Genomic DNA, 19,801 nt, shown 5'->3' on the forward strand with positions numbered 1-19,801 from the left:
TCGCCGAAGCCGAGGGTTTCATCCTGCAGGTATTTGTCTTACTTTCCCAAGCCCGCAGTACTGACTTTCTGGAGAAGCAATGGACATGCCCTCAGCGCAAGAGGCGATTGCCAGCAACAAGAACGCCTGGGATGAGTCTGCCCGGCTGCACAAAGACACCGCGACCTGGTCGACGCTTCTGGGCCAGGTCGCCAAGCCTGATTTCTCCTGCCTTGATCCCACCATTACCGCGGTGCTGCAAGAGGTCGGTGTGGCTGGCAAGGATGTGGTGCAACTGGGTTGTAACAACGGGCGCGAAAGCCTGTCGTTGTATAGCCTGGGCGCGCGTTCGGTGGTGGGGATCGACCAATCCGGGGCGTTTCTTGGGCAGGCGCGGGAACTGGCTGCAGTCTCGCCCCATAGCCCCGAGTTCATAGAGAGTGACATCCACGCTTTGCCGGAGCGCTTGCACGCGCAATTCGATATCGCCCTGGTGACCATTGGTGTACTGGGCTGGATGCCGGATGTGGCGTTGTTCATGCAGCATGTCGCCCGTGTGCTGAGACCTGGCGGCACGCTGGTGATGTACGAAACCCATCCCTTCCTTGAGGTGTTCGACCCGCGGGCGGCCAACCCGTTGCTGCCTGCCAGCTCTTACTTCCAGCGTGAGCCTTTTGTGCTGCAGGAATCCATTGTCTATGAAGGGCAGGGCGAACTGGCCGGACCGACATCCTATTGGTATGTGCACACCCTGGGCAACGTGGTCAGCGGGGCAATCGCTGCGCACATGCAGATTGGTCATTTGCGGGAATACCCGCACTCCAATCGGGAAGAACTCTACGATCAATATGAACATCAGGCAGCGCAATTGCCCCTGTGCTTTACCCTCACGGCCACCAAGCCGGTCGAATGACAGCGTTTGGCTCACGCAAAAAAAAGCCCGCGAGGAGAGGCGGGCCAAGTGATTTACTGGAGTAGGTAGGCCCGACTCTAACGGGCGGAAAGTGAAGGTCTCGTGAAAATACCGTGATCGAATCGGATAAACGCGTCGATCACCGCCGCCGCACGAAGGTGCGCATGGTTTGCCCTGGGCCGGTGCTGAATACCGTTGGCCTGGGCATGCCTTCGTCCGCTGCAATAAATACAAAATCGTCGCCTTCGAGCCGGTAACTGGCGGGTAACCGCTTGCCTGCATCATCGCCGATGGCGTCAATCCAAGTGATGCTCTTGGGCGCGGTATCGGCGTCCAGCGCAAACCGGCCAGCCAGCAATATATCGCCGGTTACCGTAACAACTTCGAAGCGGTCTGCGTTGATAGTCGTGATAGCACCCGGCGCACTGTGAGCGTCGTCGGGGTTGAGTACGCCACCGTCTTCGAGGGCCGTTTGTTCCCAGGCACCTTGAAGAGCGTGAAAGTCAGCGGTTGACAGAGGTGACATGCAAATTCCTTATTGATGATCCAAGACGTATTCAATTGTACCGAGGGTGAGGCCACAAAGCGGGGACGCTGATTTTTTCTTTATAAGACAGGTATTTGACAGCATTTTCATGTTGTATTGACTACGATGGTATTGAGGTTAGTCCGACATGGCTGTTTCATTTGGACTACTCATCGATATAAAACCGAAATAATCCTCCAAGCTGTGGGATATTTCAGCGGACTAAGTGGTCAGATCGCCATTGGTCCGCCGCAGCCAGGGCGTTGTCCCTGATTTTTGAAGTCATTCGGACTTCTGAGAATGATGGCCTTTTAGTATTATTTTAAGGTGTTCTTATTTTGAATCGAACTTCCCCACTCCCGCCTTCCGCAGCGTCTGATGAAATTGATCTGTTTGAACTGTTTCACGCCATTTGGCGGCAAAAGAAGCTCGTCATCGGTTGTACGCTTTTGGCAGGTGTATTAGGTGCGGGGTATGCCTTCCTGGCGCCCAAGACGTATGAAGTCAGCAGTGTGCTGCGACCTGCGGCAATCAACGAACTGGATGCCTTGAACCGTTCGGAAGTTTATAAGTTGCCTCCCGCTGATGCGTTGCTGAAGGTAGGCGCCCAGTTGGATTCCTACGAGGCCCGTCTAGGCTTCTTCAAGGACCATGAAGAGTTGTTCAAGGCGTTCAAAAAACCGGGACAAAGCCTTGAGCAGAGCTTTGAGGAGTTCAACCGCAATTCCGTCAATCTGATCCTGCCCGACCCGAAGAAATCCGATTCGCTGAGCAACTATATCCGCCTGGAGCTGCAATACCCGGCCGACGTCGATGGCGTCGCGATCCTCAACGGTTTTGTGGACTACGCCATTGCCGCGGAACGCCAGCAAGTCGGTGCCGATCTCAAGGTCATCGTCAATAACCGCTTGACCGAGCTCAAGGGCAAGATCGACGCCGCCCGCTCCAACTACGATACCGACAAGGAGTCCAAGATTGCCAAGCTGCTTGAGGCTGACCGTCTCAAGCGCGCCCAGCTACAGGACGAACTCAGCGCGCTGCGCCTGCAGATGAAGATGGAGCGCACCAATCGCCTGGCCGAGCTGGCGGAAGCCATCAGCATTGCCAAGTCCATGGGTATCCGCACACCGACCACGCCGTCCTCCATGGCCGACGCCACGCGCAGTTCGGGCCAGGTCATGCGCACCGAGGTGAACAATCAGAAGATCCCGCTGTATTTCATGGGCACTGAAGCATTGGAGGCCGAACGCGCCGCATTGCAACAGCGTACCAGCGATGATTTCACCAACCCGCGCATTGCCGAGATCGGCAAGGAGTTGCAACTGCTGGAAAGCAACCGCGAGGTCGAGGTGTTGCGCAAGCGGGGCAATGAAGACATCTTCCTGCAGGACGTAGAGCCGCTTCGCGCTGAAGTCGCCAGGTTGCGCGGCTTGAACATTGACATGAGCAATCTGAAGCTGGTGACGATCGACCGCCGTGCCCAGGAACCTTTGTCGCCGGTCAAGCCGAAAAAACCGCTGGTGATCGCCTTGAGTCTGGTCGGTGGCATGCTGCTTGGTCTGATGATCGCGCTGATCCGCTACTTCATCCGTAGCCGTAGCCAGGCGTTACCTCATACGGCATTGGGTGATAGCAGTTTTGCCCGTCGCGAGGGTAAAGACGAGTCCTTGTAATTGTGACTGCCCAGAAACAGGCGGGCGCAAAGGCCCGCCTGCTCATACCCCCAGCACAATCAGTGGACAGGTTTTCACAATTCTTAGTTAACCTTTGGTTACAAAGTGTGGCTAAATAACGGCCAGTGGTTCCACGCCGAGGGGTTGCCCGACCGGTCGTGCCGCCTGTATGTGAATTGTGAATTCAGGTGCTGCTTATCATCCTCGGCCGTTGTGGGCCCGCAGGTGCAGCCTGTTCTCTCCCTGACTTGTGACGAATCCCTTGAAACTCATCATTGTTGCTCTCTACGTTGCCTCCATTGCGTATGTACACCTGCGCGGCCGGGTGCGGCACAAGCTGGGGCGCCAGCTTAGCGATCACTCGACGTTCCTGGCGCCGGTCAACTGCTTTCTGTACCTGTTCTCCAAGCAGCCAAGCCGCCCCTATCTCTCACCCAGCGACTTTCCGGAGCTGAGCCCTTTGCAGGAACATTGGGAGCAAATCCGCCAGGAAGGCCAGAACCTGATGAGGGCAGGGGAGATCAAGCGTTCGGACCAGTACAACGACGTGGGTTTCAACTCGTTCTTCAAGTCGGGCTGGAAACGCTTCTATCTCAAGTGGTACGGCGACAGCCACCCCTCGGCGATGAAGCTATGCCCACGCACCACCGAGTTGGTGCAAAGCATCGGCTCGATCAAGGCCGCCATGTTCGCCGAGCTGCCGCCAGGCTCCAAGCTGGTGCGCCACCGTGACCCGTACGCAGGCTCCTATCGCTACCACTTGGGGCTGGATACGCCCAACGACCCGGGCTGCTACATCAATGTGGATGGTGAGAGTTATTACTGGCGCGACGGCGAGCCGGTGATGTTCGATGAGACCTACATCCACTATGCGGAAAATACCACCGCGCAAAACCGCATCATCCTGTTCTGCGATATCGAACGCCCGATGAAATACCGCTGGGCGGCGGCGTTCAACCGCTGGTTCAGTCGCAACGTGATGGCGGCGGCGGGTTCGCCCAATGACGAGGGTGACAAGACCGGTGGCCTGAACCGTGCCTTTACCCGCCTGTACAAGATCCGCCTGCGCGGCAAAGAACTCAAGAAGCGTAACCGCACACGTTACTACTTGGAAAAATGGGCGATTTTTGCCGGTTTGGCGCTGATCTTCATTTTTATCTGAACCTGGTACCGGGCGCGAATCACTGCGGTGGCTTCGCGCCCAGCCTGTCCCACATCTTTTTGCTGATCTTCTGTCGATTGGCGTAGCCGGCCCACGGATCCTCCTTCAGACCCTGCAGCCGCTCGTGCAGGTTCGCCACGGTCCACTGCTGGGCGCCACGCAAGTCTTTCAATTCATCCCGACTGACCGGCACCGACACCGGCAAGCCCGGCCGCGCCCGCACGGAATAAGCTGCCACGGTACTGGCGCCGCGGGCGTTGCGCAGGTAATCGATAAAGATCTTGCCCACGCGGTTTTTTGGGCCGCTGGTGGCGGTGAAACGCTCCGGCAGCTGCTGGGTCATGAACTGGGCCATTGCCTTGGCGAATGCTTTCACGGTGTCCCAGCCATCGCGCCGGGCCAGCGGTACTATCAGGTGCAGGCCTTTGCCGCCGCTGGTCTTGACGAAGGCTTGCAAACCCAGCTCATCGAGTACCGATAAGGTCAACTGTGCCGCCTCCAGCATGGCTTTCCACGGCAAGGCCGGATCCGGGTCGAGGTCCAGCACGAACAGGTCGGGGGTTTCAATCTTGTCCGTCGTGGCGCCCCAGGTATGCAACTCGACGGTGCCCATTTGCACAGCGCCGACCAACGCGTCCTGGCTGTCGATTTCCATCAGGCGCGCGTGCCCAGGGTCCAGCGCCTGGTCAAGTTGCTTGATGTGGGGAATGGCCATGCGCTCGGAGTGCTTCTGAAAGAACTGTTCGCCCTCAATGCCTTCTGGTGCCCTGAGCAGCGACACGGGCCGGCTGCGCAGGAATGGCAAGATCCATTGGCTGATGCCGGCATAGAACTGTGCCAGTTGCTGTTTCTGCGTGCCGCTTTGTGTGTCGATGACGCGCTCGGGGTGGGTGACTTTCACCCCACTCTCGGTGGTTTTTGCCTTGGGCTTCTTGGGCTTCTCCAGGGATTTTGCCGTGCGTGGTTGTTCATGGATGATCTGTGCGGCGGGCTTATCCGTGCGTAAACCGAGAAACGCCGCCTGGCGCACCACACCCTCACGGGTCCATTCAGTAAATTGCACTTCGCCCACCAGCGTCGGCTCAACCCAATGCACGCCTCGGGCCTGAGCGTTGGTCAGTGGCTTTTCCAATGGCGAGGTTTTGCGTTCAAGGGCGGTGAGTTTGGCGTAGATGCTCTTCAGCGCCGCCTGATCAAAGCCGGTGCCTACACGCCCGGCGTAAACCAGCCCGTTGTCGTCGTTGACCGCCAGCAACAGTGCGCCAAACCCACTGCGCGAACCTTGCGGGCGGGTGTAGCCGACAATCACGAACTCCTGGCGCAAGCGGCATTTGAGCTTGATCCAGTCGGCGCTGCGGCTTGATACGTAGAGGCTGCCGGCGCGCTTGCCGATCACACCTTCGAGGGCCAGGTCACAGGCACTTTCGAAGATATCGCGCTGGTTGGCGGCGAAAGCTTCGGAGAAGCGCAGCAGCTTGCTACGGCTGCCGGAAAGCGCCGACTTGAGGGCGGCCCGGCGTTCTTCTACCGCCACGTTGCGCAGGTCTTGCCCATCAAGGAAGGGCGCATCGAACAGGTAATAGACGATATCCAGGCTGCGGCCAATATCGAAGGCATTCTGCAGCGCCTGGAAATCCGGCAGACCGTCGGCGTTGAGACTGACCACTTCACCGTCCAGCCAACTGTCCTTGAGCTTGAGCGCCTCCAAGGCTTTCACCTGGCGCGGCAAGCGCTCGGTCCAATCGTTGTCGTTGCGGGTAAACAGGCGCACCTCACCGTCGCGGATACGTGCCAGCATGCGGTAGCCGTCGAATTTGATCTCGTACAGCCAGTCGCCAGCAGGGGCGCGGTCGACCAGGGTTGCCAGTTGCGGGGAGAATTGGTCTGGAAGGGCGGAGGTTGCTTTCTTGGGTTTTGCAGCTTTCCTGGTTTTGCTGGCGGCCTTGACTTTGCCCACCGAGGCGTCGCTGAGCACACTGTCGGGCTGGGCCTGGACGATATCGTAGTCGACCGACGGGCGGGCCTGCTGGTCTTTTTCCTTGATCAGCAACCATTGCTCCTTGTCACCGCTGCCTTTGAGCCGGGTGCGCACCAGGGCCCAGTCCCCCGAGAGTTTCTCGCCAACCAGAGTGAACTTGAGTTTGCCGGCTGCGTAGGCCTTGTGCGGATCGTCATGGGGTTGCCATAAGCCACGGTCCCACACGATTACATCCCCGGCGCCGTATTGGCCGGCGGGAATGCTGCCCTCGAAACTGCCGTAGCTCAGGGGATGGTCCTCGACATGCACCGCCAGGCGCTTCTGGGTCGGATCCAGGCTCGGGCCCTTGGGCACGGCCCAGCTCAACAGCACACCGTCGAGCTCCAAGCGAAAGTCATAGTGCAGATTGCGCGCATCATGCTTCTGGATTACAAAACTCAGGGCCGAGGTTTTGCGCTTTGTGGCTGGTGAACTGCCGGCCGGTTCGGCGGTGATCTCAAAATCGCGTTTGCGGTTGTACTCGCTCAGGGGCTTTGCCATGTCATTCTCCAACCGATGGCGGACTCAAGAGGCTTTTTTACTGGACTTTTTTGCGGCGGGCTTCTTGGCTGCCGGTTTGCCCGCCAGACTACGCTTGAGCAATTCCGTCAGGTCGATTACGTCGGCAGATTTGCGCTCTTCGCTGCCCTCGGCCGTTTCTACATCTTCGATCTTGCCAGCCTTGGCCTTCTTCGCCACCAGCGCCATGATCTTGTCCTGGAAACTGTCGCGGTACTCATCGGGCTGCCAGTCGGCGCTCATGTCTTCCACCAGGCGCTTGGCCATGTCCAGTTCGCCCTTGGCCAAAGTCGGCTTGGTCACATCGCTGCCCAGTTCCAGCTCATCCAGGCTGCGCACTTCGGCAGGCCAGCGCAACATCACCAGCACCAGGGCCGACTCCAACGGCATCAACGCGGCCAGGTGCTGTTTGGTGTGCAGCACGACATTGGCCAGGGCGACCTTGCCGGTTTTCTTCAGGGTTTCACGCAGCAGCGCATAGACCTTGCCGCCGCGTTTGTCCGGGGCCAGGAAATACGGCGTGTCGATGTTTTGCAGGGGGATCTGGTCGCTGGCGACGAAGGCGATGATCTCGATAGTCTGGGTCGACTTGGGGTGGGCCGAACGAATTTCATCTTCGCTGAGCACCACGTAGCGACCTTTTTCATAGGCGACGCCCTTGACGATATTCTCCTTGGTGACGTCCTTGCCGGTGGTCTTGTTGATGCGCTTATAGCCCACCGGGTCCATGCTGCGCTTGTCCAGCCAGTCGAAATCGACACCCTGGGATGACGTGGCCGAGACCAGCGATACCGGGATGTGAACCAAGCCGAAACTGATGGCGCCTTTCCAGATTGCCCGCGGCATAGATGCAACTCCTTAACGAAGAGACTGTGTTCTGGTGACTCATGGGCCAGGACAAAAGTTTCGACGAGCAGATGCTCGGACAGATCGTGTTACACCTGATGAGAAACTATTTAGTGTCACAACGCGAACCCTCGGGGTAGCGTGTTATCGAACGCAGGTAGTACTCGGCATAGAGAGGTTTGGTCATGAACCGTTGTGTACGTCATCTTGCAGTACTCGCGCTGGGTCTGGCCCTGGCGCCATTGGCCCAGGCGCAAAACCTGCCGGGCCGTTACGACACCAATAACAGCCCGATTCATCGCGCCAACCCCAACAGTATGCAGGGCACCCAGCCCAATGCGCCGGCTGTTCGTGGAATCCAGACTACCCCGACCAGCCCCCGACCGACTGTGGAAAACGGCGGCATCGGCAACCGTTATCCGAGGCAGGAAGCGGCCCCGAGCCGTCCGGCCACCGAACCCAAAGCGCCCACCTATGATGCCAACGGCAATCGCCGCTAAGGAATCGTCTTATGTTGCTACGCAAAACCCTGTTGGCCGCATTGTGCGCCACCGTGCTTCTGCCGTTGAGCGCGGTACACGCCGCCGGTAGCCAGCAATTTCCCAGTGAGCAAGGCAGCGTCACCGCCACGCCGATCGCCAAGGGCCTGGACCACCCGTGGGCGCTGGCGTTCCTGCCCGACCAGCAAGGTTTCCTGGTGACCGAGCGTCCCGGGCACCTGCGCTTTGTCAGCCCGGACGGCAAGCTTTCCGCGCCATTGAAGGGCGTGCCGCAGGTATGGGCCAAAGGGCAGGGCGGCTTGCTCGATGTGGTGCTGTCGCCGGACTTCAAGCAGGACCGTATGGTCTACCTGTCTTACGCCGAAGGGGGCGGTGAAGGCGGTAAAGCCGGAACCGCCGTAGGGCGCGGGCGTCTGGCTGACGACTTGAGCGGCCTGAAGGATTTCAAGGTCATCTTGCGCCAGGAGCCCAAGCTGTCCACCGGCAATCATTTTGGTTCGCGGCTGGCGTTTGACCGTGACGGCTACCTGTTCGTGACCCTGGGAGAGAACAACGACCGCCCGACGGCCCAGGATCTGGATAAATTGCAGGGTAAGGTCGTGCGCATCTATCCGGATGGCCGCGTACCCGATGACAATCCCTTCGTCGGCCAGCCCGGTGTACGTCCCGAGATCTGGTCCTACGGCCAGCGCAACCCCCAAGGCCTGGCGCTGAACCCGTGGAGCGGCACGATCTGGGAAAACGAACACGGCCCCCGTGGCGGTGATGAACTCAATATCATCGAGCGTGGCAAGAATTATGGCTGGCCGCTGGCGACCCATGGCATCAACTATTCCCTGCTGCCTATTCCCGAAGCCAAGGGCAAGACGGTGGAAGGCACTGTGGCGCCGCACCATGTGTGGGAGAAGTCCCCGGGCATCAGCGGCATGGCGTTCTATGATGCCGACCGCTTCAAGGCCTGGCAGCACAACGTGTTTATTGGCGCGCTGGTCAGCCAGGAACTGATTCGGTTGCAGTTCGATGGCGACAAAGTAGTTCATGAGGAACGCTTGCTGGGCGAGTTGAAAGCGCGGATTCGCGACGTGCGGCAGGGGCCGGATGGCTTTCTGTATGTGCTGACCGATGAAGATGATGGCGTGCTGTATCGGGTCGGGCTCAATCAGGACTGATTACGCTCGTGTGGGAGAGGGCAAGCCCCCTCCCACATTTGAATCTCACCTGGTTGCAGAACGGGAGTGTTACAGGCCCAAGTCCGACAACCCCGGATGATCATCCGGGCGACGACCCAGCGGCCAGTGGAACTTGCGTTCGCTTTCCTGGATAGGCCTGTCGTTGATGCAGGCAAAGCGGTTGGCCATCAGGCCGTTCTCATCGAACTCCCAGTTTTCATTGCCGTAGGAACGGAACCAGTTGCCCGAGTCATCGTGCCATTCATAGGCATAGCGCACGGCAATGCGGTTGCCGGTGAACGCCCACAGTTCCTTGATCAATCGGTAATCCAGCTCCTTGGCCCATTTGCGCGCCAGGAACTGCTTGGCTTCTTCGCGGCTGTGGGCAAATTCAGCGCGGTTACGCCACTGCGTGTCCAGGGTGTAGGCCAGGGACACGCGCTGCGGGTCGCGGGAGTTCCAGCCGTCTTCGGCCAAGCGGACTTTTTCAATGGCCGACTCGCGGGTAAACGGCGGCAGGGGCGGACGGACTTCTGTTTGTGCTGACATTGGGCGGCTCCTGAATACAATTAAGTTAGATCGAAAGTTGCCTGGCCAGTGGGGTTCAAAGTTGCAATAACGTTCGCGCCATGCATTGCGCATTATCGGCAGCTGTTGAATCGCCCATGACCAGGGCAACGGTAATGGCGCCATCGATCAGGATCAGCAGTTGCGCGGCCTGCCGTTCCGGGTCGGGGGTGCCATGTGCTTGGCACAGCTCAAGTGCGTACTCGAACAGTTTTTGTTTATGCGCTTTGGCCAGCAGGCGAACCGGGTCTTGCGCGTTGCCGGTTTCACCACTGGTATTGATAAAGGCGCAGCCACGGAAGTCCGCCGAGCCGAACCAGCGCCTGAGGGCGTCGAACAGCGCCAGCAGGCGCTCGCCGCTGCCTTCACTACGCTCTACTTCGTCGCGCAACCATTGCATCCAGCGCTCGTCGCGGCGTTGCAGGGCGGCAATCACCAACTCGTCCTTGTTGGCGAAGTAGCGATAGATGCTTTTTCTCGACACGCCGGCGGTTTTCACCAGCAAGTCCATGCCGGTGGCGGCAATGCCATGCCGATAGATCAACTTCTCGGTCACGTCGAGGATAATGTCGCGGGTTTCACTGCTGGCTATATCATTCATGCCGAACAAAGTAGAACGATCGTTCTTCATGGTCAAGCGGCGTTTTTCATTTGTCGATGACGAGACCTGAGCCGCCCCATGGTGTAAGCTCGGGGCCTCTTCGGATTCGACCCATTGCGAGCCCTATGCCGACGTTCTTCAAACGTTCCCTGTTGCCCAAGCTGCGCGGTTTTCCATTGTCCCCCGAGGCCATCGAGGTGCTGCCCAGCGCTGACGCGTATCGTCGCTGCCTGCTGGAGAAAATCGCCCAGGCCACGCGGCGTATCTACATTGTTGCGCTGTACTTGCAACAGGACGAAGCGGGGCAGGAAATCTACGACGCCCTGCACGCTGCCAAGGCTGCAAGACCCGAATTGGATATCGTGGTGATGGTTGACTGGCTGCGGGCCCAGCGCGGGTTGATCGGCGCCGGCAAGCAACCGGGCAACAGCGCCTGGTACCAGGCGATGACGCAAAGCCACGCCAGCGAAGTGCCGGTGTATGGCGTGCCAGTGCAAACCCGCGAGCTGTTCGGCGTGTTGCACCTCAAGGGCTTTGTCATTGATGACAGCGTGGTGTACAGCGGTGCCAGCCTGAACAATGTGTACCTGCACAAGTTCGACAAATACCGCTTCGACCGTTACCACCTGATCCACAGCCAGGCCCTGGCCGATTCGATGCAGCACCTGGTGGAACATGGCCTGGTCGCGTCCAAGGCGGTGCATCGCCTGGACCTGCCGAACCCGCCCACCACCCGCAGCCTGCGCAATGACATCGGCGACCTGCGCAGCCGCCTCAAGCATGCGGCCTATGACACCACGGCAGGGCAGTTGCCAAACGGCCACCTGTCAGTCAGCCCGTTGCTCGGTGTCGGCAAGAATAACCCGCTGAGCCGGGTGATCCTCGAGCTGATCGCCAGCGCCCAGCAGCAACTGATCATCTGCACGCCTTACTTCAACCTGCCATTGCCGGTGACCCGCGAGATCAACCGCGCCTTGGCGCGTGGGGTGAAGATCGACATCGTGGTCGGCGACAAGACCGCCAACGACTTCTACATTCCGCCCAGCGAGCCGTTCAAGGTGATTGCGGCATTGCCGTACCTGTACGAGATCAGCCTGCGGCGTTTTGCCAAGCGACACCAGCCAATGATCGACAGCGGCCAGTTGAACCTGCACCTGTGGCACGATGGCGACAACACTTACCACCTCAAAGGCTTGTGGGTTGACCAGCGCTACACTTTGCTTACCGGCAACAACCTCAACCCTCGGGCGTTCCGCCTCGATCTGGAAAACGGCTTGTTGATCGACGATCCCAAAGGCCAATGGCTGGCGCCGCGGCGTACCGAGTTGACGCAGATTTTCCAGCACACCACGCGTATCCAGGGTTACCAGCAGTTGCAGACGCTGGTGGATTATCCGCCAGCGGTGGGCAAGTTCCTGCGCCGGGTCAGCCGGGTGCGCATCGAGCGTTTGCTGTACCGCATCCTGTAGCCGAATAAGCCACGGGTAAAAAAACACCCAGGCCCCTCCACGGGACCTGGGTGTTTTTTTTGCGCGAAGCGCTTAGTTCAAGCCCAACTTGCCGCGCAGCATCGACAGGTCTTCAGCCAGGGTGTTGACCGGGCCGACCAGCGCCTTGCGGTCGTTGTCCTTGACCTTGTCGTAGGTCTCGAAGCCGCCATCCTGGGTCTTGTACTTGGCCAGGATCTTGTTGACGGTGGCGAAGTTCTTGTCGACCTTGGCCAGGAAGGCCTGGTCTTGCTGGCCGATCTGGCCACGGAACAGGTCGACGATTTTCTTCGCGCCATCGATGTTGCCCTGGAAGTCATACAGGTCGGTATGGCTGTAGCGATCTTCCTCGCCGGAGATCTTGGTAGCGGCGACTTCTTCCAGCAGCGCGGCGGCGCCGCCGACGACTTTTTCCGGCGGGAAGGTCAGGCCGTCGACGCGGGTCTGGAGATCATTCACATCGGTGTTGAGCTTGGCCGTCAGTGCCTCCAGGCCCTGGGTCGAGTTCTGCGCGAACAGCGCGTATTCAATCCGGTGAAAGCCGGTGAAGTCTTCGGCCGTCACACCTTTTTCATGGTCATCGACACGCGAATCGATGGACGCGTCGAGGTCGCTGAACAGCTCGGCGATCGGCTCGATGGCCTCATAGTGCACGCGGGTCGGCGCATAGAGCTGCTTGGCGGTGGCCAGGTCGCCTTTCTTGATAGCGTCGGTGAACGCCTGGGTCTGGGTGACCAGCTCGCCGATTTCCTCGGTAACGTAGATCTTGTAGTCCGATACCGGGCCTACCAGGTCGAGCGGCGCGGTAGCAGCGAAGGCAGCCAGCGGCGCAAGGCTCATTAACAACGGCAACGCGATAAACGACTTCTTCATGGGGGGCATTCCGCTCTGGTTTGTTTTAGGTCTTGGCAGTGGTTTGGGAAGACGTTGCGGCGAGCAGCGTGCGCCCAAGGAAATCCTTGGGCCCGGTGACGCCTGGCAAGGTGAAGAAATAGCCGCCACCCACCGGCTTGAGGTATTCCTCCAGGGGCTCGCCGTTGAGCCGGGTTTGCACGCTGATAAAGCCTTTCTCCAGGTCGGCCTGGTAGCAGATGAACAACAACCCCATGTCCAGCTGACCGTTTTTGTTGACGCCGTTGGAGTAGTTGAAGGGCCGGCGCAGGATCAGGTTGGCCTGGGTCTGCGGGGTGCGCGGGTTGGCCAGGCGGATATGGGCGTCGAGCTTGGTCAACTTGCCTTCCGGGTCTTTGCTGTAGTCCGGAACCTGGGTTTCATGCTGGCCATCCATGGGGGCGCCCGTGGGTTTGACGCGGCCTATGATGCTTTCCTGTTCTTGCAGCGGGGTGCGATCCCAACGCTCGACAAAGTTACGGATGATACGCACGGCCTGGTAACTGCCATGGGCGGCCCAGGCCGGTTCGTCGCTGCCGGGTTGGACCCAGACGATCTGGTCCATGGCCTTGGCATCGTTGGAGTCCGGGTTGGCCGAACCATCGCGAAAACCCAGGAAATTGCGCGCACTCTGCGCAGGCTCGCCGGGCTTGGCCGGTGCCTGGGGCGGCACGCTGCCTTCCTGTTTCCAGCGCACCAGCAGCAGGTCGGGCAGGTTCTTTACGATGTCGCGCAGGGCGTGGATATTGGTGTCCGGCGTATTTGAGCTGAACTGCAGGCTCAGGTCGCCGTGGCATTGCGCCGGTTCCAGCGCATCGTTGGGAAAGCCGACCATGCGACTAAGGCGCTTGGGTTTGACCGCCCTGAGGCCGAAGCGCTCATCGAACAACGACTCCCCCACCGACACGGTAATGGTCAAGTTATCCGGCGACACCACCGGACCGAGGATGCCGGAATCGGTAGGTGGCAATTTCGGATCGACTTGGGGCACGGTGCCACCGCTCATCAGGAACGCGATGCGCTCGTTCAAGGTACGGAACAGCCGCTCCAGATCTTCACGGTCGCTGGCCAGTACATCGAACGCCACGACCATGCCGCAGGCCGGGCGGGGTGTGACGATGCCGCTTTGGTGCTGGCCGAAAAACGCCTGGCGGTCATGGGTCTTGTCACTGCGCGGTGCGCTGGTCACCTGCTCGGCCGCTGCGGCCATGGCCGGGCAACTCAAGCTGCTGCCGGCAATTGCCGCGCCAGTGGCGGCCATGCCCAGCAGGACGCGGCGGCGTTGGAGATCAAACTGTGGTGTATCACTCATAGTGCGGTCGTCTTCACTGCAGGCCGGAAAGGCCAAGGGCGGGGTCGATTCCATCGAGTGCGGCGGCCAGTGCCTTGGCCTTGTCGGCGATCTGCTTGCGCTGATCGTCGGTGACGCTGTCGTAACGGGCGTAGTGGTTGTCGACCTTCAATCCATTGAGCTCGGCATCGAAGGCGGTGAGCGCGCTGTCGATGTGGGGCAGCAGGTCGGCGGCGGACTTGGTCAACAATGGACGCATCAGGTCGACCACCTTGCGGGCGACCTGCAGGTTGGCGGCAAATCCATTCAGGTCAATATGGCTGTAGCGCTCCTCTTCACCGCTGACCGCGCGTACATCCGCCAGACTGTTGAGGTTGCGCACCACAATGCTGACCAATTGCTCCGGCGGCAGGGACTGGGCCAGCAGCTGTTGCTTGAGGGTGGTGACGTCGGCGACCAAGCGTTGAGCGACAGGCGCCAGGCCATCGAGGCTGCGTTGCTGGAACAGGCTGTATTCAAGGCGGTGGAAGCCGTTGAACGCAGGATCCTGCTCGCGTTTTTCAAAGTAATCGGCGCGGGCGTTGATGGCGTTATCCAGCTCGGCCAGGCGCTGGGCTGCCGGCGCCAGGCGCTGATAGGCTTCACGGGCCGGCGCATACAGCGCCTGTGCCTGTGCCAGGTCGCCGGCGTCGATGGCCTGTTGCAGGGCGGCTGCGGCCTTGATCAGGGCGCCGCCCTGGCCGCTCAGGTACACACGGAACTCCGACAGCGGACCGATAAACGCCACCATTGACGGCTTGGCCTTGGCCTGGGCGTCGGATTCAGCGGTCGGCGTCACGTGCAGCGAGCCACGGGGATTGCTCAGTAGGCCACAGGTGATCGCGTAGTCGCCGGGCTGCAGATTGGCGTTGATCACCTGGCTCAGGCCCGGTGCGATATTTTCCCGCTCTTCGACCACCAGCACGCCATCGAGGATTTCCCATTCCACAGCACGGTCGGAGCGGTTGATGATACGAAAGCTCGCACGTCCGGCCGGTACGGTAAGGGCGTTGGGCTCACAGGCGTGGGCGTGGATCGTCACCGCGATTTCATTGTGGTTGACCTGGCGTTTGGTAGCGGCCAGTTGCGAGGCGTAGTAGAACAGGCCACCGGCGGCGATCATCACCACCACCGAGCCGGCCACGCCCCAGCGCAAGGCTCGGGACGGAGGGGCCGATTGAGGGGTTGGGTTGGACAAGGGACGGTCCTTACTGGCTGGAAACGGAAGAGGTCTTGGCAACGGGCTTGGCGGGGGGCGAGGGCATGAAGAACATCACCAACGCCACCACTAGGTAAATCACATAGGCACCCAGGGTGCTGACCGTCGGCGCCTCCTGGTAGCCGAACATGCCGGCCAGTACTGAGCCCAACGGGCTGTCCATCGGCAGCGCAGCGCTGAAATCGAACAGCACGGTCTGCCAGTGGTTCCACACGCCGGCCTCGTGCAGGGCCTGCACCGAGTTGGCGAGAATGCCGGCGGCCACCACGAGGATGAACAGGCCGGTCCAGCGGAAAAACGCGCCGAGGTTCAGGCGCATGCTGCCGGAATAGATCAGGAAACCGACGACGATGGCCAGGATCAGGCCGAGCAGGGCACCGATCGGTGCGCCCGGGCCTTCGCTCTGCTGGAACACGGCCAACAGGAAAAATACCGTCTCCAGACCTTCGCGGGCCACGGCGAAAAACACCATGGCGATCAACGCGATCACCTGGTGCCTGGAACCTGCCAGCGCATGGTCGAGGGATTCGTGCAGGGTATGCTTGATCGAACGCGCCACCTTGCGCATCCAGAACACCATAGAGCTGAGGATGCCCACGGCAACCAGGCCGACGATGCCTTCGAACAATTCCTGCTGCTTTTGCGGAAATTCCGCACTGACCAGTTCCAGACCGCCGCCCACCAGCAACGCCAGGGCCGCGGCCAGGAATACGCCGATCCACACCGCCGGCATCCACTGGCCACGGCCGGTCTGCTGCAGGTAACTGGCGATGATGCCAACGATCAAGGCGGCTTCAATGCCTTCGCGCAACATGATTAAAAACGGAACGAGCATCGGGCACCGGGGGCGTAACTAGTTAGGAAGCTAAGTTGTAACATAATGATACTCATTGCTAAACAAGAAATATTGACCTTTGCTGAACCTGGGCTGAACGGTGGTGGCGAAGCGCAACCGCCTTTATGATGCACGCCACTGAAGTAGCCGTCGGATTGGCCAACAGCTCATGTCGGAAAAAGACACCATCTCAATCCACCTCGTGCGTGAAGCCCTGTTGCAGAGCTGTGCGCCTGGGGCGGCCACCGTTGAGGCGTTAAGCAAGGTCGGGATTGATCCCGCATTACTGGAGCAGCCAAGCGCCCGGGTTGCGGCCACGGCCTATGCGCGCCTGTGGCGCTTGCTGGCGCGGCGCACGGACGATGAGTTTTTTGGCATGGACCCGCGCAAACTCAAATCCGGCAGCCTGGCGTTCCTGTGTCGCGCCGCCATGACCCAACCCAACCTGGCTGCGGGCCTGGAGACCGGCCTGGAGTTTCTGTCGCTGATGTTCGAGCGCATGCCCGCGCAGTTGGTTCGCCAACAGAGCCTGGCGGAGATCGTCCTGCTCGAACCCGAGCCGGAGCCCAAGCGTGGGTTCACCTATTTCACCTACTGGATGATCGTGCACGGCGTTGCCTGTTGGCTGGCAGGGCGTCGAATCCCAATCCTTGCCATCGAGTTGCGTTGTGCGCAGCCGGACTTCTGTGACGATTACCAGGTGATGTTTTCCGATAACCTGCGCTTTGATCGACCCCGTACCCGCATGATCTTTTCTGCGGACTGCCTGGACCTGCCGATCAAGCGCAGCCCGCAGGAGCTCCAACGTTTCCTGGCCCATGCGCCGGCCAATATTCTGGTCAAGTACCGCGACCCCGAGAGCCTTGCTACCCGCATCAAGCATAACCTTCGGCAGATGCCTCCCGACGCCTGGCCTGAAACCGACGGGCTTGCGGCTACGTTGTGCATTTCCGCGTCCACATTGCGTCGACGCCTGGCGGAAGAAGGCCAGACCTATCAGGGCCTAAAGGACAGCGTGCGCAAGGAACTGGCGATTGTGTGGCTGGCGGAACCGCAGATCAGCTTTGCCGAAATCGCCACGCGGCTGGGGTTTGCCGATGCGAGTTCGTTCTACAAGGCTTTTCGTAAGTGGTCAGGGTCCAATCCCGGGCACTATCGGAGTTTGATCTTGAACGAGCCGAGTCGGCTCTAACCGATGTGTAGACAGTGCGCCAAGATCCTCCTTAACGCACTGATAAAACGCCTTGGGCTCAAGCTCGCGCATTGAGCTTTAAATTACTTCTGGAAGAAGATACCTCTTCAGATTGATAATTTTTTTCATCAAGTTTGAGTGTGCCGGCGGCTACGGACTCCTCAGTCGCCAAGAGCCCATCCTCGGGGCTAAAAAATGATTCGATGCGCCCAATCAACCCTTTCTTTACGTGCTGCCGACGACCAGTGCATGCGTCTGCCCGACGTTAGCGATGGGCGTCGAGTATTAAGTCGCTGGGTTTTGCAAAGGATGGTTGCTGGCAAGGTTTGGGGGCTTCTTAGTAAAGGGGGGATAAAGGGTGCTTACAAATTTCTTGTCTTCTTCTGATATTGTTTTCGGCCTAAAGACCGACTCTCCGTCACTGTCAGTCTCGAAGGTGTAGTGCATTATTGAATCGTTGTCATAGGGACTTAATGTGAGTGAGCCATCGTCGGGAAGAGGTGGCGTGTCTTCTAAATCAGGATCGTCCAGGTTTCTATATGGGTGCTCATGTTCATGCTTTAGACCGAGCACATGCCCCCACTCATGCATGACCGTATCGGCTATGTGTTCCGGGGAGGCGTTTGTGCCGATGGTGACATGAGCTTTCGCGTCTGGATGAAGTGTATTTTCTGTGCCTATCCAGGCATACCCTTCTTCGCTATAAGGATCGACTTCAATTCTTACATCTGCGTCTTTGGGGTCGGCGATGAATTCAAAGTTTAGATTTACATAGGGAGCCCATTTTTTAATGTTTTCTCTGATCAATTCTTCTTCTTTTCGCGTCGTGCCAACCATGCCTATTTTTATCGTGGCGCCCTGTGGCCAAAGGTAAGCAGTGTCAGCGACGCCACGCTTTTGCCTGCTCTTGGCCGAAGCTGTGGTTTGATCGTCATTTTGAATATCAGGCGTGTCATAGGTCGGCGGGAGCGGTGGAGAGTGGGTTGCGTTAATATTCAATGGTAACTCCTTAGTGAACCGTCCTGGTGAAGAGCCTACATGCCAGCGTCCTATGCAAGTACGTAATAGGTGGCGGTCACTTTCGAAATGGTTCCGTCGAGGCTTGGCTAATTCACTATCGTGCGCGGGCAAACGCTATCGGTGTCGCAGGAAATGCCCTTGTGCCTCTCAGCTATAACCTCCGCTAATGGATGTGCGGGTGCGACTATTGATGTCTCAGCTTCCACGGGAGGAGGGCGGGCGCCACAGTTGATTATTCAAAAGCAGTTGGGCGCTTCTTGGCAATCTGTTGCGATAAGCTTTGGGAGCAGCGCTTCATACTCTGGATCGTTTGGTACCTATCGAGTCGCTATGTTAAATTCCGATCCTGATGTGAAATCCTACTCAGGTACCGCCAAATACGGGCGCTGAAGGCCTGCAATGGCAGTGCGTTAAAAACCGTCCTAGCGCACTGTCCAAACACCTTGGATTCAAGCCTGCTCATGAATCTTTAAATCACTTCTGGAAGAATTGACGAAGTAGGCCAATGCACCTATTGCGTGATTGGCGTCTATCATCCCCCGGTGCCACCTCAAAGTGTCTTCTTTCACGTCTGTTCGCTTTGACGGATCAGCGAGACCAGGCGTTGTTGACGCTTGCCGTAATCGCTGAAGGCATTCTCGGATTCTTCCAGGGCCAGCAGCACTTGCTGTTCGCAAACGCGCACGCACACTGCCCAGGTCAAATGCGGCCCAGGTAATGCTTGGGCCCAGGGACCAGGCATTCGCCGCGGCCGAACCGATCTGCGAACCCCGCCCGGCGGTGAAGCCGAGGAAGCCGCTGAGGCTGCCCCGTGGGAACATTGGCTACGCCGGATTTCCTGGCCCATGCGCCGGCCAATATTCTGGTCAAGTACCGCGATCCTTAGAGCCTTGCTACCCGCATCCAGCATGACCTTCGGCAGATACCTCCCGACGCCTGGCCTGAAACCGACGAGCTTGCGGCCACGTTATGCATTTTCCGCCTCCACATTGCGCCGACGCCTGGTGGAAGAAGGGCAGACCTATCAGGGCCTCAAGGACAGCGTGCGCAAGGAACTGGCGATGTGTGGCTGGCGGAACCGCACATCAGCTTTGCCGAGATTGCAACGCGGCTTGGGTGCGCCGATGCGAGTTCGTTCTATAAGGCGTTTCGCAAGCGGTCGGGGTCGAATCCGGGGCATTATCGGAGCTTGATAATTAATGATGCTACGTAGGTGGTAGGGGCATAGTTAAGGCATGGGCGGCGACAGGTTTGTTTGAGGTGTTCATTGTTTTAAAAGGATCTTCGCTAACCATGAATCCACCAAGCTAGTGCTCAATTAAAAGCGGTATAGGTATACGTTATCGACGCGGACG

At 59.0% G+C, this 19,801-nt stretch carries 17 protein-coding genes and 2 pseudogenes; 8 read left to right on the forward strand and 11 right to left on the reverse strand.

Features of this window, described 5'->3' with window-relative positions; all coding sequences use genetic code 11:
• The first annotated feature begins 79 nt into the window (after positions 1-79).
• Positions 80-892, forward strand: coding sequence for a class I SAM-dependent methyltransferase (locus ASD70_RS05640; RefSeq protein ID WP_046068013.1), 813 nt, complete (start codon positions 80-82; stop codon positions 890-892).
• 139 nt (positions 893-1,031) lie between these two features.
• Here the strand turns inward: ASD70_RS05640 and ASD70_RS05645 are convergent, their stop codons facing one another.
• Complete coding sequence (locus tag ASD70_RS05645; protein ID WP_046068014.1) at positions 1,032-1,418, reverse strand: TIGR03067 domain-containing protein; 387 nt, start codon at positions 1,416-1,418, stop codon at positions 1,032-1,034.
• A 338-nt stretch (positions 1,419-1,756) separates the two neighbouring features.
• Here ASD70_RS05645 and ASD70_RS05650 point away from each other — a divergent pair, with 338 nt between their 5' ends.
• Together ASD70_RS05650 and lpxO are read left to right on the forward strand one after the other, a co-directional pair.
• A complete protein-coding gene (locus tag ASD70_RS05650; protein ID WP_056845882.1) occupies positions 1,757-3,091 on the forward strand; it encodes an LPS O-antigen chain length determinant protein WzzB in 1,335 nt (444 codons plus the stop codon).
• Positions 3,092-3,353: 262 nt separating this feature from the next.
• A complete protein-coding gene (lpxO, locus tag ASD70_RS05655) occupies positions 3,354-4,253 on the forward strand; it encodes a lipid A hydroxylase LpxO (RefSeq protein WP_056845883.1) in 900 nt (299 codons plus the stop codon).
• A 19-nt stretch (positions 4,254-4,272) separates the two neighbouring features.
• Here the strand turns inward: lpxO and ligD are convergent, their stop codons facing one another.
• Both ligD and ku read right to left on the reverse strand, forming a co-directional pair.
• On the reverse strand, positions 4,273-6,771 hold the full coding sequence (gene ligD / locus ASD70_RS05660; RefSeq protein ID WP_056845884.1) for a DNA ligase D: 2,499 nt from the start codon (positions 6,769-6,771) through the stop codon (positions 4,273-4,275).
• Between the two features lie 24 nt (positions 6,772-6,795).
• Entirely contained in the window at positions 6,796-7,635 is an 840-nt protein-coding gene (gene ku, locus ASD70_RS05665; RefSeq protein ID WP_046068018.1) for a non-homologous end joining protein Ku, read from the reverse strand.
• 185 nt (positions 7,636-7,820) lie between these two features.
• Here ku and ASD70_RS05670 point away from each other — a divergent pair, with 185 nt between their 5' ends.
• Positions 7,821-8,135: a hypothetical protein gene (locus ASD70_RS05670; protein ID WP_046068019.1), complete on the forward strand. Its 315-nt coding sequence runs from the start codon at positions 7,821-7,823 to the stop codon at positions 8,133-8,135.
• Between the two features lie 11 nt (positions 8,136-8,146).
• On the forward strand, positions 8,147-9,304 hold the full coding sequence (locus ASD70_RS05675) for a PQQ-dependent sugar dehydrogenase (protein ID WP_056845885.1): 1,158 nt from the start codon (positions 8,147-8,149) through the stop codon (positions 9,302-9,304).
• Between the two features lie 69 nt (positions 9,305-9,373).
• Here ASD70_RS05675 and ASD70_RS05680 read toward each other — a convergent pair whose 3' ends face one another.
• Both ASD70_RS05680 and ASD70_RS05685 read right to left on the reverse strand, forming a co-directional pair.
• The gene (locus ASD70_RS05680) at positions 9,374-9,853 is read right to left on the reverse strand and encodes a nuclear transport factor 2 family protein (RefSeq protein ID WP_046068021.1); all 480 of its coding nucleotides are present in this window, start codon (positions 9,851-9,853) and stop codon (positions 9,374-9,376) included.
• Between the two features lie 55 nt (positions 9,854-9,908).
• Entirely contained in the window at positions 9,909-10,472 is a 564-nt protein-coding gene (locus ASD70_RS05685; protein ID WP_056845939.1) for a TetR/AcrR family transcriptional regulator, read from the reverse strand.
• A gap of 125 nt (positions 10,473-10,597) precedes the next feature.
• On the opposite strand from ASD70_RS05685, the gene pssA reads away from it, so the two are divergent.
• Positions 10,598-11,941, forward strand: a complete 1,344-nt coding sequence (pssA, locus tag ASD70_RS05690) for a CDP-diacylglycerol--serine O-phosphatidyltransferase (RefSeq protein ID WP_046068022.1) — start codon at positions 10,598-10,600, stop codon at positions 11,939-11,941.
• Positions 11,942-12,013: 72 nt separating this feature from the next.
• On the opposite strand, the gene efeO (ASD70_RS05695) is transcribed toward pssA, so the two are convergent.
• Genes efeO (ASD70_RS05695) through efeU form a run of 4 tightly spaced genes read right to left on the reverse strand, consistent with a single transcriptional unit; the run spans position 12,014 to position 16,234 of the window.
• The gene (gene efeO, locus ASD70_RS05695; protein ID WP_056845886.1) at positions 12,014-12,832 is read right to left on the reverse strand and encodes an iron uptake system protein EfeO; all 819 of its coding nucleotides are present in this window, start codon (positions 12,830-12,832) and stop codon (positions 12,014-12,016) included.
• A 25-nt stretch (positions 12,833-12,857) separates the two neighbouring features.
• Positions 12,858-14,162: an iron uptake transporter deferrochelatase/peroxidase subunit gene (efeB, locus tag ASD70_RS05700; protein ID WP_056845940.1), complete on the reverse strand. Its 1,305-nt coding sequence runs from the start codon at positions 14,160-14,162 to the stop codon at positions 12,858-12,860.
• 13 nt (positions 14,163-14,175) lie between these two features.
• The gene (gene efeO, locus ASD70_RS05705) at positions 14,176-15,378 is read right to left on the reverse strand and encodes an iron uptake system protein EfeO (RefSeq protein WP_056845887.1); all 1,203 of its coding nucleotides are present in this window, start codon (positions 15,376-15,378) and stop codon (positions 14,176-14,178) included.
• A 10-nt stretch (positions 15,379-15,388) separates the two neighbouring features.
• Complete coding sequence (gene efeU / locus ASD70_RS05710; protein WP_056845888.1) at positions 15,389-16,234, reverse strand: iron uptake transporter permease EfeU; 846 nt, start codon at positions 16,232-16,234, stop codon at positions 15,389-15,391.
• Between the two features lie 169 nt (positions 16,235-16,403).
• Here efeU and ASD70_RS05715 point away from each other — a divergent pair, with 169 nt between their 5' ends.
• Positions 16,404-17,426, forward strand: coding sequence for an AraC family transcriptional regulator (locus ASD70_RS05715; protein ID WP_046068026.1), 1,023 nt, complete (start codon positions 16,404-16,406; stop codon positions 17,424-17,426).
• Positions 17,427-17,711: 285 nt separating this feature from the next.
• On the opposite strand, the gene ASD70_RS05720 is transcribed toward ASD70_RS05715, so the two are convergent.
• Complete coding sequence (locus ASD70_RS05720; RefSeq protein ID WP_056845889.1) at positions 17,712-18,425, reverse strand: zinc-dependent metalloprotease family protein; 714 nt, start codon at positions 18,423-18,425, stop codon at positions 17,712-17,714.
• A 595-nt stretch (positions 18,426-19,020) separates the two neighbouring features.
• Positions 19,021-19,267 (reverse strand): annotated as a pseudogene (locus ASD70_RS28155) (TolC family protein); the annotation flags it as partial.
• A 14-nt stretch (positions 19,268-19,281) separates the two neighbouring features.
• Between ASD70_RS28155 and ASD70_RS28160 the strand changes: the two are divergent.
• Positions 19,282-19,659, forward strand: a pseudogene (locus ASD70_RS28160) (helix-turn-helix transcriptional regulator); the annotation flags it as partial.
• Positions 19,660-19,801 lie beyond the last annotated feature (142 nt).

This window comes from Pseudomonas sp. Root569 (assembly GCF_001427465.1).
GTDB classification, from domain to species: Bacteria; Pseudomonadota; Gammaproteobacteria; order Pseudomonadales; family Pseudomonadaceae; genus Aquipseudomonas; species Aquipseudomonas synxantha.

What these genes read in the sequence shown, in the direction of transcription:
- ku (WP_046068018.1), bottom strand. Translation starts at nt 7,635, where the DNA reads ATGCCGCGGGCAATCTGGAAAGGCGCCATCAGTTTCGGCTTGGTTCAC.
- ASD70_RS05680 (WP_046068021.1), bottom strand. Translation starts at nt 9,853, where the DNA reads ATGTCAGCACAAACAGAAGTCCGTCCGCCCCTGCCGCCGTTTACCCGC.
- efeU (WP_056845888.1), bottom strand. Translation starts at nt 16,234, where the DNA reads ATGCTCGTTCCGTTTTTAATCATGTTGCGCGAAGGCATTGAAGCCGCC.
- efeB (WP_056845940.1), bottom strand. Translation starts at nt 14,162, where the DNA reads ATGAGTGATACACCACAGTTTGATCTCCAACGCCGCCGCGTCCTGCTG.
- efeO (WP_056845886.1), bottom strand. Translation starts at nt 12,832, where the DNA reads ATGAAGAAGTCGTTTATCGCGTTGCCGTTGTTAATGAGCCTTGCGCCG.
- ASD70_RS05645 (WP_046068014.1), bottom strand. Translation starts at nt 1,418, where the DNA reads ATGTCACCTCTGTCAACCGCTGACTTTCACGCTCTTCAAGGTGCCTGG.
- ASD70_RS05685 (WP_056845939.1), bottom strand. Translation starts at nt 10,472, where the DNA reads ATGAATGATATAGCCAGCAGTGAAACCCGCGACATTATCCTCGACGTG.
- ligD (WP_056845884.1), bottom strand. Translation starts at nt 6,771, where the DNA reads ATGGCAAAGCCCCTGAGCGAGTACAACCGCAAACGCGATTTTGAGATC.
- ASD70_RS05640 (WP_046068013.1), top strand. Translation starts at nt 80, where the DNA reads ATGGACATGCCCTCAGCGCAAGAGGCGATTGCCAGCAACAAGAACGCC.
- ASD70_RS05715 (WP_046068026.1), top strand. Translation starts at nt 16,404, where the DNA reads ATGTCGGAAAAAGACACCATCTCAATCCACCTCGTGCGTGAAGCCCTG.
- ASD70_RS05670 (WP_046068019.1), top strand. Translation starts at nt 7,821, where the DNA reads ATGAACCGTTGTGTACGTCATCTTGCAGTACTCGCGCTGGGTCTGGCC.
- pssA (WP_046068022.1), top strand. Translation starts at nt 10,598, where the DNA reads ATGCCGACGTTCTTCAAACGTTCCCTGTTGCCCAAGCTGCGCGGTTTT.
- ASD70_RS05675 (WP_056845885.1), top strand. Translation starts at nt 8,147, where the DNA reads ATGTTGCTACGCAAAACCCTGTTGGCCGCATTGTGCGCCACCGTGCTT.